Annotated in this window: 13 protein-coding genes; 11 read left to right on the forward strand and 2 right to left on the reverse strand. The window is 66.8% G+C overall.

The window, feature by feature from the left end:
- Positions 1–118: 118 nt before the first annotated feature.
- The 9 genes from pruA (at position 119) to ACGF4F_RS05050 (ending at position 7,713) form a co-directional block, all read left to right on the forward strand.
- Positions 119–1,753: an L-glutamate gamma-semialdehyde dehydrogenase gene (gene pruA, locus ACGF4F_RS05010; RefSeq protein WP_393074969.1), complete on the forward strand. Its 1,635-nt coding sequence runs from the start codon at positions 119–121 to the stop codon at positions 1,751–1,753.
- A 161-nt stretch (positions 1,754–1,914) separates the two neighbouring features.
- On the forward strand, positions 1,915–2,784 hold the full coding sequence (locus ACGF4F_RS05015) for an ABC transporter substrate-binding protein (protein ID WP_393074972.1): 870 nt from the start codon (positions 1,915–1,917) through the stop codon (positions 2,782–2,784).
- Positions 2,785–2,786: 2 nt separating this feature from the next.
- On the forward strand, positions 2,787–3,884 hold the full coding sequence (locus tag ACGF4F_RS05020; protein ID WP_393074975.1) for an amino acid ABC transporter permease: 1,098 nt from the start codon (positions 2,787–2,789) through the stop codon (positions 3,882–3,884).
- Between the two features lie 3 nt (positions 3,885–3,887).
- Positions 3,888–4,637 (forward strand): amino acid ABC transporter ATP-binding protein, encoded by a 750-nt coding sequence (locus tag ACGF4F_RS05025; protein ID WP_393074978.1) that lies wholly within the window; start codon positions 3,888–3,890, stop codon positions 4,635–4,637.
- Positions 4,638–4,676: 39 nt separating this feature from the next.
- Positions 4,677–5,456, forward strand: a complete 780-nt coding sequence (locus tag ACGF4F_RS05030) for an acetoacetate decarboxylase family protein (RefSeq protein ID WP_393074981.1) — start codon at positions 4,677–4,679, stop codon at positions 5,454–5,456.
- 69 nt (positions 5,457–5,525) lie between these two features.
- Positions 5,526–6,215 (forward strand): GntR family transcriptional regulator, encoded by a 690-nt coding sequence (locus ACGF4F_RS05035; protein ID WP_393074984.1) that lies wholly within the window; start codon positions 5,526–5,528, stop codon positions 6,213–6,215.
- Between the two features lie 44 nt (positions 6,216–6,259).
- Complete coding sequence (locus ACGF4F_RS05040) at positions 6,260–7,045, forward strand: SDR family NAD(P)-dependent oxidoreductase (RefSeq protein ID WP_393074987.1); 786 nt, start codon at positions 6,260–6,262, stop codon at positions 7,043–7,045.
- A 41-nt stretch (positions 7,046–7,086) separates the two neighbouring features.
- On the forward strand, positions 7,087–7,311 hold the full coding sequence (locus ACGF4F_RS05045) for a hypothetical protein (RefSeq protein WP_393074989.1): 225 nt from the start codon (positions 7,087–7,089) through the stop codon (positions 7,309–7,311).
- An 18-nt stretch (positions 7,312–7,329) separates the two neighbouring features.
- Complete coding sequence (locus tag ACGF4F_RS05050) at positions 7,330–7,713, forward strand: GIY-YIG nuclease family protein (RefSeq protein ID WP_393074992.1); 384 nt, start codon at positions 7,330–7,332, stop codon at positions 7,711–7,713.
- Between the two features lie 185 nt (positions 7,714–7,898).
- Here ACGF4F_RS05050 and ACGF4F_RS05055 read toward each other — a convergent pair whose 3' ends face one another.
- A complete protein-coding gene (locus ACGF4F_RS05055; protein WP_393074995.1) occupies positions 7,899–10,388 on the reverse strand; it encodes a S8 family serine peptidase in 2,490 nt (829 codons plus the stop codon).
- A 354-nt stretch (positions 10,389–10,742) separates the two neighbouring features.
- Positions 10,743–11,417, reverse strand: coding sequence for a hypothetical protein (locus tag ACGF4F_RS05060; RefSeq protein WP_357437046.1), 675 nt, complete (start codon positions 11,415–11,417; stop codon positions 10,743–10,745).
- A gap of 173 nt (positions 11,418–11,590) precedes the next feature.
- Between ACGF4F_RS05060 and ACGF4F_RS05065 the strand changes: the two genes are divergently transcribed.
- Together ACGF4F_RS05065 and ACGF4F_RS05070 are read left to right on the forward strand one after the other, a co-directional pair.
- A complete protein-coding gene (locus ACGF4F_RS05065; protein WP_393074998.1) occupies positions 11,591–12,802 on the forward strand; it encodes a HupE/UreJ family protein in 1,212 nt (403 codons plus the stop codon).
- A 126-nt stretch (positions 12,803–12,928) separates the two neighbouring features.
- Entirely contained in the window at positions 12,929–14,503 is a 1,575-nt protein-coding gene (locus ACGF4F_RS05070; protein WP_357437052.1) for a metallophosphoesterase family protein, read from the forward strand.
- Positions 14,504–14,584: the final 81 nt, after the last annotated feature.

Below are 14,584 nucleotides of genomic sequence, written 5' to 3' on the forward strand. Positions count from 1 at the left end.
AGCTGCCACCCGAGGTGGTCCTGATCCAGGTACGCCTCGTAGCGCGTCACCAATCGCGCCTTCCGGGCGGGCCGGCCCAGCCGGCACCGCGGTTTCTGTCGATGCGAAGGACAACAGTGTGGATGCCGTCACGAGTGCGCCGTCTCCGGTCAACGAGCCGACCCTGAGCTATGCCCCCGGTAGCCCCGAACGGGATGCGCTGGAGCGGGAGTTGGAGCGGCAGGAGAGCCGAGAGGTGGACCTGACCGCCACGATCGGCGGCCGCAAGCGGATGGGCGGGGGAGCGGAGGTCGCAGTGGTGCAGCCGCACGACCATCGCCACGTTCTCGGGGTGCTGCGCAACTCCACGCGCGACGATGCCGAGGCCGCGATCATGGCGGCGCGGGAAGCGGCGCCCGGCTGGCGGGACCTGTCTCTCGATGATCGGGCCGCAGTCCTGCTCAGGGCGGCCGACCTGCTGGCCGGGCCATGGCGTCAACGCCTCAACGCCGCCACGATGTTGGGCCAGTCGAAGACCGCCGTCCAGGCTGAGATCGACTCCGCGTGTGAGCTGGTCGACTTCTGGCGGTTCAACGCCCACTATGCCAAGCAGATCGTGGCCGAGCAGCCGGTGGCGAACGCCCGTGGGGTGTGGAACCGCACCGATCACCGCCCCCTGGAAGGGTTCGTCTACGCGGTCACCCCGTTCAACTTCACCGCGATCGCGGGTAACCTGCCGACCGCCCCGGCGTTGATGGGCAACACGGTGATCTGGAAACCGGCTCCGACCCAGCAGTACGCCGCCCACCTGATCATGGAGTTGCTGGAGGAGGCCGGGCTGCCACCCGGGGTGATCAATATGTTGCCCGGCGACGGAGTCGATGTCTCTGCGTCGGTGCTCACCAGTCCCGACCTGGCCGGCATCCACTTCACCGGCTCCACCGCGACGTTCCAGCACCTGTGGTCGACGGTGGGAGCGAATCTCAGGAACTACCGTTCGTACCCACGGGTCGTCGGCGAGACCGGCGGGAAGGGGTTCGTCGTCGCACACGGGTCGGCCGACCCCGACGTGTTGCGGGTGGCACTGCTGCGGGGGGCGTTCGAGTACCAGGGGCAGAAGTGCTCCGCCGCCTCCCGCGCGTACGTGGCCCGGTCGGTCTGGGACAAGGTGCGAGAGGAGTTCCTCGCCGAGGTGGAAGCGATCACGATGGGTGACGTCACCGACTTCTCCCATTTCATGGGCGCGGTGATCGACGCTCGGGCGTTCGCCCGGCACCGGGACGCGATCAACCGGGCCACCCGGACGAACCACCTCACGGTGCTCGCTGGCGGTCAGGTCGACGACTCGGTCGGCTATTTCGTTCGTCCGACCGTTGTGGAGAGCAGCGATCCGACCGACGAGATGTTCCGCACCGAGTACTTCGGGCCGATCCTTGCCGTGCACGTCTTCGACGACGGGAACTTCGAAGACGCTGTCGGCCAGTTGGAGTCCTTCGCGCCGTACGGCCTGACCGGAGCGGTCGTCGCCCGTGACCGTAGGGCGATCGCGTGGGCGAGCCAGCGGCTGCGGTTCGCTGCGGGGAACTTCTACGTCAACGACAAGCCGACCGGTGCGGTCGTCGGGCAGCAGCCGTTCGGTGGGTCCCGCGCCTCCGGCACCAACGACAAGGCGGGTGCCGCGTCCAACCTCTCCCGCTGGGTCTCGCCCCGGTCGATCAAGGAAACCTTCGATCCGCCTCGCGAGTACCGCTACCCCCACATGCGGCCTCGCTGATCCGGGCCCGCCGCGGGAGCCTGCGACCAGCCAAAATTCCATCCTCGGCCCTCTGTACGGGCCTGTTCTCCGGGTGTAGCCTCACTCACACTTCACTAACATTTCACTGACATATTCACCGCTTCTGATTGAGCCAATGACCATCGACACGGAGGTGTCAGATGACCAGGTCCCTCCGATCCCTCGGCGTCGCCGCAGCCATCACCGGGATGCTCGCCCTCGCCGCATGTGGCACGAACACCTCGTCCGCCAACTCGGGGTCCTCCCCTTTCGGCGACTGCGAGGTGACGAAGAACCCCACCGTCCACGCGATGAAGACCAAGACCGAGGGAACTCTCACCGTCGCCGCCTCCCTGCCCTACCCCGCGGGCTACCGGGGCAACACCCTCGAGTCGGTGGACGGGGGCTACATGTACTGCCTCGACGCCGAGATCGCCAACCGCGCCGGACTGCGCAAGATCAAGCTCGTGAACGCCTCCTTCGAGGCCCTCGTCACCGCCAAGACCTCGAACTTCGACTTCGCGGTCTGGGACATCTACGACACCCCTGAGCGACGTAAGGCGGTTGACTTCTCCACGCCCTACAACACCTACCGCACCGGCGTCCTCGTCAAGACCGGCTCGAACCTGACCAAGGAGAGCATCAAGACCGCCACCGTCGGCGTGCTGGCCGGTTCTGTCCAGCTCAAGTACGTCAACGAGACCCTCAAGCCCAAGGAGGTGCGGGTCTTCTCCTCGAACGACGACCTCTTCAACGCGGTCCTGGCCGGGCAGATCGACGCCGCACTCAACGACACCGCCACCGTCATGCCCCGGGCGGCCAGCTCCGGCGGGAAGCTCGAAGTCATCGGACAGTACCCGGCCGGCGGCGACGTCGCGGCGCTGTTCCCCAAGGGCTCGCAGAACGTCACCGTGGTCAACGAGATCCTCGCCGACATGGAGAAGGACGGCACCCTCGCCGCCATCATGAACAAGTGGCTGAACCCGATCCTCGGCGGCGACCCTAACAAGCTGGCCGACTGGAGTGCCTGACCATGAAGGTGCAGGCACCCGAAGGACGTGAGGCCCCGCCGACACCGTCCGACATCAGCTTCACTCCGACCCGCCCACTGCCGACGACCGCCTACCTCACCGCAGCAGCCATCCTCGCCCTACTGGCCGCAGCGCTCTGCTACCAGCTCACCGCCGTCCTCGTCACCGGATCCGCCACCCGGCTCCTGCTCGGGGCCGTGCTTCCGATCGCCGCGCTCGGCTGGCCCCTGTCGCTGGCCTACCGACGTAGCCGCCAGTCCCAGCAGGACTGGGCCGCCCGCCGCTACGTCGAGGCCCGCACGGGGGCCGCCAACTCCCGCAACGCCGCCATCACCTCGCTCGGACTCAGCGGCTGCGTGGCCATCGTGGCCGTACTCGCCCTGATGGTCTTCACCAACGACGGGGCGGTGCAGAAGACCTTCTTCAACGGCGAGTACATGACGCGGAGCTTCTTCGACATCCTGCGCGCACTCTGGATCAACGTGCAGATCGCGCTCGGCGCCCAGGTCCTCGCCATGGTCTTCGGGCTCGTGCTCGCCATCGGCAGGCAGCTCCCCGGCCGAGGCTTCCGCCCGGTCAGGGCCCTGTCCATCGCCTACATCGACGTGTTCCGCGGCATTCCGTCCGTCGTCCTGATCTACCTCGTCTGCTACGGGCTCCCGCTCACCGAGGTGCCGTTCCTCAGCGGCGGCTCCCTGATCGTCTACGCGATCGTGGCGCTGGCCATGACCTACAGCGCCTACAACGCGGAGCTGTACCGGGCCGGGATCGAGTCGATCAACCCGGGTCAGAGCTCAGCCGCCCTGTCCATGGGGCTCACCCAGGCAGACGTCATGCGATTCGTCATCCTGCCGCAGATGGCCCGCAACATCGCCGCACCGATGCTCAGCACCTTCATCGGCCTGCAGAAGGACACCGCGCTGGTGATCGTCGTCGGCATCATCGACGCGTTCAGCCAGGCCAAGATCTACTCGGCGAACGACTTCAACCTCTCCGCGGTGACCGCCGTCTGCATCGTCTTCGTCCTCATCACCATCCCGCAGACCCGGTTCGTCGACTACCTGCTCGCCCGCAGCGGCGCCAGGAAGACAGGGGTGTGAGCCATGTCGACAGCGTTCATCGAGTTCGACACGGTGACCAAGCGGTACGGCGACCTCACCGTGCTGGACAAGGTCGACCTCACCGTCGACCGACACGAAGTGGTGACCCTGATCGGCGCCTCCGGCTCCGGAAAGTCGACACTGCTGCGCTGCGTCAACGGGCTGGAGAACATCCAGGGCGGGCAGATCCTCCTCAACGGCGACGTCGTATCCGGCGAGGGCGTCGACCTCGTCGCCCTTCGCCGTCGCGTCGGGATCGTCTTCCAGAGCTACAACCTGTTCCCGCACATGACCGTGCTGCGCAACTGCACCCTCACCCCGGTCCGGGCCGGCGTGGCGACCAGGGCCGAGGCCGAAAGCAACGCCCGGGTCATGCTCGAACGCGTCGGCCTCAAGGACAAGGCCAACGCCTACCCCGACCAACTCTCCGGCGGGCAGCAGCAACGCGTCGCCATCGCCCGGGCAATGCTCATGCGTCCGCAGGCCCTGCTGCTGGACGAGATCACCTCGGCCCTCGATCCCGAGCTCGTGATCGAGGTCCTGAACCTGGTCCGGGAACTCGCCTCCGACGGCATCACCATGATGATGACGACCCACGAGATGCCCTTCGCCCGCGAGATCTCGTCGAAGGTCTGCTTCCTGCACCAGGGCACGATCCTCGAGCAGGGCCCGCCCGAGCAGATCTTCGACTCACCCTCCACTCCCGAGCTCCGGTCCTTCCTCCGGAAGATCCACGAAGCCGGCCGGGACTAGCGCCACCCCTCCCTGAGAACGGATCAAGGACATCACCTGATGAGCAAGACGTACGACACGAAGCAGTTCTTCACCTACCTCGGGTACCCGAGCGGCGACCAGCCCTACTGGTGCAAGGATCTGCGTAGCCTCTCCGTCTACTGCCGCGGCGACCGGGCCAACCTCGAGGCCCTTCTCGAGCCCACTCCGTTCGAACTCGCCGATGACCGATTCGTCGTGCAGATCGCGGACTTCGGCAACGCCACCCCGGGGGCCTTCTACGACTCGGGCGTCGTCATCCCGGTCCGCTACCGCAACCACCGCGGGGTGAACTACTTCTTCGAGTACGAGGATCAGCCCTGGAGCGTTGCCTTCGGTCGGGAGGTCTGGGGCTACCCCAAGCAGTACGCCGAGATCACCCTGACCGACACCGCCGAATCCGTCTCCGGCACCGTCCACCGCTCCGGCAAGCTGATCTTCGGCATCTCGATGACTCCCCAGGATGGGTACGACAACGCCGCCTGGGCGGACATGTCCACGTACCCGCACCTTCAGGTCCACGCCCTGCCCGAGGCCGACGGACCAGGCTTCCGAGTCTTCGAGATCATCTCCCGGGACACATCCAGCGACTTCGTCCTGAACCGCAAGAGCTTCGGCCCCGCGAACGTCGAACTCACCGACACGCTCTCGGTCAATGGCGTCGAACTGAAGGTGGTGGAGGTTCTCGGCGGCGAATTCTCCGTCGGGGACTACGCCTGCACCGTGGCGAACGGGATCTCGACGGTGATCGACGACCTCCTCGGCAATCCGCCCGGTGTCGAGGAAGCCGAGCGGCCGTAGCCGTCCGGTAGCTTGCCAGAAAACGGGGCCGCTGCGCACACGCGGCGGAGAAAGTGGGGGAGGAGCAGCATGTTGTCGGAGTATGCCGGAAAGGGCGCGCTCGTCGGCGTCGACCAGACGGGTAACGCCCTGCTGAGCGAATCGGCCTACGCCCGACTGTGCTCCCGACTCGTCCGCGCCGAGATCATGCCCGGAGACAAACTCGTCGAGAGTGCACTGCGGGCAGATCTCGGCCTCGGCCTTTCCCCGGTACGGGAGGCGATCCGCCGGCTGGAGTTCGAAAAGCTGGTCGTCATCTACCCGCGCAGCGGCACCTACGCCACCGAGATCGCCCTCAAGGACTCCCGCTCGGTCATGGAACTGAGACTGGAACTGGAATCCCTCGCCACGATGCTGGCCTGCAGCCGCGGCTCGAAAGCCGAGAAGGAACAACTCGTCGCGCTCGCCGAGGAACAGGCGCAGACCACCGACCTGCAACGATGCATCGACCTGGATGCCGCAGTCCACGAGAGCATCTACCGGATGAGCCGCAACGAATACCTTGTCGCGACCGCCCGGGTGTACTTCAACCTGGCTCTACGGCAGTGGTACTTCTGCTCCAAGGTGGTCACCACCCCCGACTGGACCGGGGTGGACCACCGCTCCATGGCGGCAGCTGTGGCCGCCGAGGACGTCACCACCGCGACCGAGCAGATGCGTGAGCACGTCCGCCACGACTCCCAGCAGGTCTTCGAAATCCTCACCAACTACGGCCTGTAGCCGCCTCGCCAGCCGTTCACGGGCCGCCAGAAAGGACCTTGTCAGTGACCTCGGCCCCCCTGAGCTCTCTATTCACCCTGGACGGCGCACGAGCTCTGGTCACCGGCGCCCACGGCGGTCTCGGCCGCGCGCAGGCCCTTGCGCTCGGGCAGGCCGGCGCCGAGATCATCGCGACGGACCTGACCACCGACCGCGCGGAGCAGGCGTGCGCCTACCTCGAACAGCATGGCCTCCACGCGACTCCGCTGTCGCTGGACGTCACCTCGGTCGACAGCATCGAGGCCGCGTTCGACGACCTTGAGCGGCGGCGCAGCGTCCCGGACGTGGTCGTGAACAATGCCGGCGTATCGCTGCGCAACACCGCGCTGGACGCGACCACGGACCAGTTCGATCTGACCCTGGCAGTGAACCTACGCGGCACGTACTTCGTGGCCCAGCGTGCCGCGCGGGCCATGCGCCAACGCGGCGGGGGCCGGATCATCAACCTCTCCTCCATCGGAGGCCTCGTCGTCGACGGTGAACGGTCTTCGGTGTACGACGCGTCGAAGGCGGCCGTTGTGCAGTTGACGAAGAACCTCGCCTACGAGTGGGGCAGGTACGGGATCCGCGTGAACTCCATCGCGCCGGGCTACATGCGAACCGAGATGACCGCCGACCTCCTGCCCACGAAGGCTGTCGAGGATGAGCTGGTGACCAGGCACATACCCCTTGGACGAGTCGGCGAACCGGCGGACCTCGCGGGCGCCGTCGTTTTCCTCGCCTCGGACGCCTCCGCGTATGTCACGGGCCACACGCTCACCGTGGACGGTGGCTGGGTCGTCGCCATGTAGATGGCCGCTCGGCCGAACCCGCCTCACCCCTCATCCGGGTCGTGGTCAATGCCGCAATCACGGACGCCGCCGCCGACCTGCCCGCCGCGCTGCGCGACTCCCTCGGCCACGTCACCGCCCTCGACTTCAGCGAGACCACCCCCAGCGAGGAGGACGCCCAGCACCTCCGCCGCCGAGTCTGGTGCGACGGTCGGCTCGATGGCGGCCGGCGCTGCCGACGACGCGACGGGCACCCCGGATCGTGCGGGACTGCGGGGCAGGGCTGACACCGGTAGCGTCCGAGGATGCTCGACGCCGAAGATCTTCTGGCCGACTTCACGCCTTCTCAGCCGTACACGATGGAAGCCGCAGCTGGCGCTCCCGGCACACCCGGCGTGCACGTGGTCCTCGACGGCGGCACGGTCGTCTACGTCGGCTACACCGGGAATCTGCGCAATCGCCTGCGGCAGCACCTGACCGGCAACCGGGACTCGTCGGTGCTGCACGAGCAGGTCGGCCAGCTCCTCGACAAGCCCGGTCCCGAGGCGTCCGCCGCGGACATCGCCGACTGGCTTGGCCGGTGCGAGGTCCGTTGGCAGGAGACCGACAACCCGGAGGGCACGAAGGAAGCCCTGGTCCTGGCCCTCAGGCCCCGCTTTAACCGTCAGGTGCCAAAGCCGCGCCGGTAGGAAGGCGGCGGCTCCCGTCGGTGCCGGCCTCGATCCGGCGTTCTGGTGACAGTTGACGAGGCAGCAGGGGCACGGCGCGAGCCGGACGAATTGGTGGGCCGCGACGCCGATCTCGGCGTCGCGGCCCACCTTTCCTCACGGTCCCTTCACCACGGCTCGACCATGGTCAAGCCGCAGATCACGGCCTACTTCCCGTTGTTCGGCACCGGCTGCACGACGGTCAGCGTCATGCTGTTGTTCTTGTAGGACACCCGGAACAGGTAACCGCCCACGTTCAGGGCCCGGTTCTCGGGCAGCGCGTGGAAGGCGCCCTCGATCGAGCTACCGCTCATGATCGTGAACACGGTGCCCGGGGTCAGCTTGCCCCGCACGTCCAGGTCCAGCTCGCCGTCCAGCACCAGCTTGCCCGCCGCCCGGACGCTCGTGTAGTCCCGGTCGCCGGAGATCGTGACGGCGACGCGACCCTGCCTGCCGACGGTCACGTTCCCGCCGACGTTCAGGACGTTGCCCGCGGAGGTGCCGGTGAGCTGCGCGGCCTCGTCGGACGCGAGCCCGGGCCGCAGCACGCCGCTGGTGACGGTCACGCTGTCACCCACGCTGCCACTGCCGCCGAGCGTGCCGCCCTTGACGTCGATCGAGCTTGCGTGCGAGCCGGTGATCGAAAGCTTACCGCCTTCAACCGTCGTGCCGCCCTCGTAGGTGGCGTTGCCCGTCATGATCAGCGTCCCTGGGCCTTGCTTGGTCAGAGAAGCCGTGTAGAGGTCGTTGTCGATGTTGTTCTGAATGTAGGCCGCGCGCTCGTCCATCCATTCCTTGCGCCACTTGACGGCGTCCTCATAGGTGATCTTGTCGTACAACTCGGGATGGCCGTTAGTGATAGCTTGGATGTGAGGATCACCCAAAATGCCCTGAAGCATGAAGGCCTGTTCGTCAAGCGTGCCGTCCGGGTTCAGCACGTTGGGGCTGAATTCACCGGCGTAGGCAATGCCGTGCTTCTTGTAGCCCGCCAGCCACTCCAGATCTTCCCTTTCCCTTTCCTTGATCGCGATCTGGCTGATGTCGTTCGACCAGACGTCCAAGGGCGCTTTATCCATGTTGTAGGTCATGGGGCTCAGGAGCTGGCCGGGGCCGTACATGCCCTTGGCCAGATCGGGAATCCCCCAGCCCCAGCGTTCGTCCGGAAGACCGTCGGGAGCGGTCCAGGCGATGGATGCCCCGGAGGGGGAGGTCTGCCCGGTGCCGAGGAATCTCACGCCGTCGGACATCTTGTTGTTCGCCGTGGTGAACATCAGCTCACGCACCTGCTTGGCGTCCATGTTCGGATAGCGGGAGAGCAGAACCCCCATCACCGCTGTCGCAACGGGCGTTGCCGGTGACGTGCCGCTTGAGTTTGAATAGTTAGTGTCACCAGCGCTGCTCGTGGTCCGAACGTTGCTTGAGGGGGTAGACACGTTCCACCATTTGGCGAGCCCCGCCTCGTTATACCCGAAGTGCTTTGTGTATTCGGGATTGGTCGCAGTGGGCGGTTGCACCCCGCCGACGGCTATCCACTGCTTTTCCGCCAAGGGATTGAAGAGGGGATACGCCGGGCGAAAATACGGGTTGCTCCAGTCGTTGTTGCCGGCCGACCTTGCGTTGACGGTACCGCTATCCTTGATGGCGTCCCAGATGGCGTCCATAAAGGAACGTCCGGGGTGGTTCGGATTGTATTGAATGCCGCCTTCCGAATAGCTTTTCTTGAAGAAGAAATACTGGTACTCCAGATCCTTCAGGTGCTCGTTGGGGATAATGGTCGCCATTGCCGTGGCGCTGGCGCTGTCTTTGCCATTCAGTTGGTAAGCGTTGGCGCGGTTGCCGTTGACTCCAAGGTCGTTTCCTAAGCCGTCATAGCGGGCTCTGTCAAGGGTTTGGACATAAGAGCCCCAGCTGCTGTTGATGACCTGGGCGCCTGCGTCGACCAGGGCCTTATTGGCTGTATACCAGTACACGTAATCGTGGAAGGGGCCGTGGGACTGGCTATCGGAACCGCCGGTCTTGGCAACATACATCTTCGACCCGAAGGCGATGCCGTGCTGGTCGATACCATCGCGCATGCCGGAGGTAACCCCAAGCATACCGGTCCCGTGCGAGTAGTCACTTGGTCTCGCCTGATCACCGGCCACAGTGAACCACTCGCCGGCAGTAAAAGGGTTCGTCGGGGTCGCGCCACGATACCCGTAACCGGACGTGCCGTAGACTCCCTCCCCTGTCACCGGATCGATCAGCTCGGTCTGAAATGCTTCGTGTGTAGGCCTGTAGCCCGAATCCATCATGCCCAGCGTGACGCCCTGCCCGCAGTACCCCAGGGCGTAGGCGGTGGACGCGTTTACCGCGGTGAGCTGCCATGGGGAATTGACTGCTGTGCCAGGAGTAGAAGGATTATGGCCGGTATAATAACCATATTCCGGCGTTTCCCAACTGGCTTTAGCGGCATCTAGTTCCCCTGGACTCTTGGCGACAAAGCCGGGGTCTTCCGGGTACGACCACTGCGCGCAGTCTTCCGGGTACGACCGCTGCGCGCTGGCCGGGCGTTCGTCGGCCCCCGGCCGGGCCAGGGCGCCGGTCGCCGGCAGGCCGGTGGCCACCACCGCCAAGGCCAGCACCGAGCCGCGCCAGGCAAACTTCCCTCTTCGCATCTGCGTGCTCCTTCTCCCACACCACCCGTCGACCAGCGGCTCGAGGTCCCTCGTCGGCATAGACACGGGCCAGTCGCCACAACGGTCGAACCGAACCTACGGACCGACGTGCGGCAGGTCATCGGCCACCTGTGGAAGATGGCCGCCGTCGGCTCCTACGCCTGTCGCACGGTCGCCGCCGGCGCTGGACCGCGAGCCGCCCCGATTCTCGTTTGCGACGACCGGATCGTCGATTCAGCAGCGATCGGTCATTGACAGAGCACAGAACGTGCGTTCAGGCAGCTCGTCTCGTTGCCCTCGTAGGCGGTGGGCCATGCGCGGTACGGGTTGTAGCCGGGATCCCCTCGCCAGCGTCTAGTCCAGCCAGATGACGATGCCGGTCAGGCGGTTGAGTACGGCCGCGACGCCGGCCCGGACGGCGCGGCCGGCGCGCTCGGGGGTGAAGGTGGCGGGGTCGTACGTTGAGGACATGCCGAGTCCTTCGCCGCGGAACGACGCACCCGTCCAGTCGGCGGCGGTGACATTCGCGGTGGGTTCGGCCAGTTCGGCGCCGACCACGAGGAACTGTTGGTCGAGGTGGTGGGGTGTGACGAGGGCCATCGGGTCGACGAGGTCGTTGCCGGCGCTGATGATGAGGTCGGGTGCCAGGTCGATTGCTTTGCTGATCTGCGGAATGAACTGATCGGGCTCAGTGGCGGTGATGGTTTTGAGGCTGGCCTGCTCGTCCTCGGCCCACTGCGTCACGGCGTTCACCAGCGTCCTGGTCTGCGGGTCGTCGCCTGCGGTGAGCAGCACCACCCGGTAGCCCTTCGACGGACGCACCCCGTCCCAGGAGCCGGGCCGTGGCGTGATCGTCGCCTCCGGGGCGGGCGGTGCGGCCGGGTCGAAGAACCCCGGGCCGAGAGTGCCGACGGCGGTGGGCTTCGGGTGCGGCCGGGACCAGTCGTCGCCGGAGCTGCATCCGGTGATCAGTACGGCGGTCGCTACTGCCGCGGCCAGCGTGCCGGCGGGCAGAAGGCGGGAGCGCATGGAGACCGTCCTCGAGGTGGCGGTAGGTGCGCCCTACTTCCTACCCGACGGCCGGGCGTTTGCGAATGCGCAGGCCAGCTCGGTCGGGTGGGTTTCGTCGCTGGTTTGCGCGCAGGCTGCCGTTCGTTCATCTGAGCCGAGCAGATTTCGGTCGCCAACCGAAGAGGAGTCACATGCCCCACGCCGCTCGATGGCGCGCTGGTGTCGTCGTTGCGGCCCTAGCCGTCGGCGTCCTGCTCAGTGCCGCGCCCGCCCTTGCCCACGGCTTCAGCTCGACCGCGTACGTCGACCTCACCTCGCCCGAGGCCGGGCACGTCCGCGCCGAGCTCGGGCTGGAGTACGACCTGCTCGTCGTCTCCGCTGCCGACTACGAGAAGGATGATCAGCTCTTCCGGGCGGGCACCGCGGCGTTCGAGGACGGCGATGCGGCGGAGCAGGCCGCCGCGCTCGACGCCCACGCCGACACGGTGGTCGCGTACGTGACCGAGCGTTTCGGCGTCACGACCGAGGGCACGGCGTGCACCCCGGTCCGCTACGGCGACTTCACCGTCGAGAAACGCGAGGCTGTCCCGTACGCGCTGCTGGTTCTCGACTACCGGTGCCCGGAGTCAGCGGGAGCGCACGAGGTCCGCAGCGGGCTGTTCCCGGACTCCGAGGGCTATGTGCGCGACACCAAGACGATCGTCACCTACGACCTCGACCTGAAGTCGGGAAGCACCGCCCTCGACGCCGAGCATCGGTCGTTCTCCACGCAACAGTCCTGGTCCGAGCGGTTCTGGGAGTTCTTCCGGCTCGGAGCCGAGCACCTGCTCACCGGGCTCGACCACCTCCTGTTCCTGCTGGCGCTCATCGTGGGGTCCCGCCGCCTGCGCGAGATCGTGCTGGCGGCGACGACCTTCACGCTGGCCCACTCGGTGACCTTCATCCTGGCCGCCCTCGGCCTCGTTCAGCTGCCCGCGTCGTTCGTCGAGCCCGTCATCGCCCTCTCGATCGCGGCCGTCGCCGGTTGGCATCTGTGGCGGATCTGGCGGCGCCGGTCGCACGCCGCGGATCTCGAGTCGGCCGGTCGCAGTCACCTCAGTCTGGACCGTGCGGGCTGGGGACGGCTCGCGGTGGTGTTCGGTTTCGGCCTCGTGCACGGACTCGGCTTCGCCGCGGCACTCGGGATCGACCAGGCCTTCTCGTGGACGCTGCTGTGGTCGCTGCTCGTCTTCAACGTGGGCATCGAGGTCGTCCAGCTGACGATCATCGTGGTCGTCTTCCCGCTGCTCGCCCTGCTGCGCCGCCACAGCCCGGCCGCAGGGGTGTGGACGACCGGGGCGATCGCGGCGGCGGTGTCCGTAATGGGCCTGGTGTGGTTCGTACAGCGGGTCGTCGGAATCTGATTGCCCGGGACAACTTCCGCCAGGCGCAACAGTCCGCCTGCCCGAGGTTCACCTGGCAGACACCGGTTTCCGCGAGCTTGACCAAGGCTTTTCAACACTCCCTCGAATCAGAACGGATGGAATCTGATGAGGCTCGATTGGACACAAGGCCGCGGGGTTGCGCGCCGCCGGGTGGCCGGGGGCGCCAGCGCGGCGGTCCTCGGCGTCGCCGCGGTGCTCGGCAGCGGCCTGGCGTCGGCGGCCCACGCTGCCGATGTCGCGGCGCCCACCGGCATCGTCCTCGGCGTAGGCGCCAGCGAATCGCAGCGCGTCGTGTCGTGGTACTCCTCGACCGGCACCCCACAGATCGTCGAGGTCGCGCCGGCTTCCCAGCTCGTCAACGGCGAGTTCCCCGCGAACTCCGTCACCTTCTCGGCCAGCGTCGCCGCGAACAGCGTCAACGGCGGCTACAACGGCCACGCCACGATCGACAGCCTGCAGGAGAACACCACGTACTCCTACCGGGTCGGCGCGGCGGGCGGCTGGTCCCCGACGTACTCCTTCAAGACCCAGGCCTTCAAGGGCGACTTCGACTTCCTGTTCTTCGGCGACCCGCAGATCGGCTCGTCCGGCAACGTGGCCAAGGACGGTGAGGGGTGGCAGGACACGCTGAAGGTCGCCGCCGCTGCCAACCCGAACGCCGAGCTGCTGGTCTCCGGTGGTGACCAGGTCGAGACCGCCAACACCGAGACGCAGTGGAACGCCTTCCTCGCGCCCGACGAGCTGCGTCAGTACCCGTGGGCCGCCACCATCGGCAACCACGACGTCGGCGGCAAGGCCTACGAGCAGCACTTCTGGACCCCGAACACCGACCGTTCCACGCCGTTCTACAACGGCAGCGCGACGACCCGGTCCGGCGGTGACTACTGGTACACCTACAAGGGCGTCCTGTTCATCGACCTCAACAGCAACGCGTACGCCAACGGCTCGGACGAGGCGCACATCGGCTACATCACCGACGTGATCAAGGCGCACGGCGCCGACGCCAAGTACACCGTGCTCGTGTACCACCACGCGATCTACTCGCCGGCCGCCCACGCGAACGACAGCGACAACAAGAAGCGCCGTCAGGACTTCCCGACCGCCTTCTCGAAGCTCGGCGTCGACCTGGTCCTGCAGGGCCACGACCACAGCTACTCCCGCAGCTACGCACTCAAGAACGGTCAGAAGTCGCACCCGGATGAGCAGCCCGGCGCCGAGCAGGTGGCCCAGGGCCCCGGGGGTGTCATCTACGTGACGGCGAACTCCGCGTCAGGTTCGAAGTACTACGACCTCACCGCTCCCGTCCCGGGCTCGGACTTCGGCCCCGACCCGCTGAACCCCGACAACCACTACGCCAACTCGGTAGAGAACCAGGAGCACGTCCGCACCTACGTGAAGGTCCAGGTGCGCGACAACAAGCTCATCGTCGAGAACATCCGCAGCAGCACCTGCGACGGGCCCAACGCCGCCGTGGAACTGGGCAAGGTGAAGTGGTGCGGCCCGAACAACGGCACCAGCCCCGCTCAGCCGGTCGGATCCACCGCCGACAAGGTGGTCATCCACCCGTACCGCGGCAAGGGCTGGGACAAGCGGGCCGACGTGGCCCGGACGACCCCGTCCGCGTGGGTTGAGCAGACGACCGAGGGTGGCGCCGGGACCACGCTCACCGCGCTGAGCTGATCCGGTCCGCTCCACCCGGTGGGGTGGGCACCGTCGGGTGCCCACCCCACCGCACGTGTTCCATCCCGCCGCTCCCAGACC

Origin of the sequence: Micromonospora sp. NPDC047740, from assembly GCF_043204735.1 — a bacterium.
Taxonomy (GTDB): Bacteria; Actinomycetota; Actinomycetes; order Mycobacteriales; family Micromonosporaceae; genus Micromonospora.

Bases quoted from the DNA above. Each gene is read 5' to 3' on its own strand.
- ACGF4F_RS05015 (WP_393074972.1), top strand. From the start codon at position 1,915: ATGACCAGGTCCCTCCGATCCCTCGGCGTCGCCGCAGCCATCACCGGG.
- ACGF4F_RS05020 (WP_393074975.1), top strand. From the start codon at position 2,787: ATGAAGGTGCAGGCACCCGAAGGACGTGAGGCCCCGCCGACACCGTCC.
- ACGF4F_RS05025 (WP_393074978.1), top strand. From the start codon at position 3,888: ATGTCGACAGCGTTCATCGAGTTCGACACGGTGACCAAGCGGTACGGC.
- ACGF4F_RS05030 (WP_393074981.1), top strand. From the start codon at position 4,677: ATGAGCAAGACGTACGACACGAAGCAGTTCTTCACCTACCTCGGGTAC.
- ACGF4F_RS05035 (WP_393074984.1), top strand. From the start codon at position 5,526: ATGTTGTCGGAGTATGCCGGAAAGGGCGCGCTCGTCGGCGTCGACCAG.
- ACGF4F_RS05050 (WP_393074992.1), top strand. From the start codon at position 7,330: ATGCTCGACGCCGAAGATCTTCTGGCCGACTTCACGCCTTCTCAGCCG.
- ACGF4F_RS05055 (WP_393074995.1), bottom strand. From the start codon at position 10,388: ATGCGAAGAGGGAAGTTTGCCTGGCGCGGCTCGGTGCTGGCCTTGGCG.
- ACGF4F_RS05060 (WP_357437046.1), bottom strand. From the start codon at position 11,417: ATGCGCTCCCGCCTTCTGCCCGCCGGCACGCTGGCCGCGGCAGTAGCG.
- ACGF4F_RS05065 (WP_393074998.1), top strand. From the start codon at position 11,591: ATGCCCCACGCCGCTCGATGGCGCGCTGGTGTCGTCGTTGCGGCCCTA.
- ACGF4F_RS05070 (WP_357437052.1), top strand. From the start codon at position 12,929: ATGAGGCTCGATTGGACACAAGGCCGCGGGGTTGCGCGCCGCCGGGTG.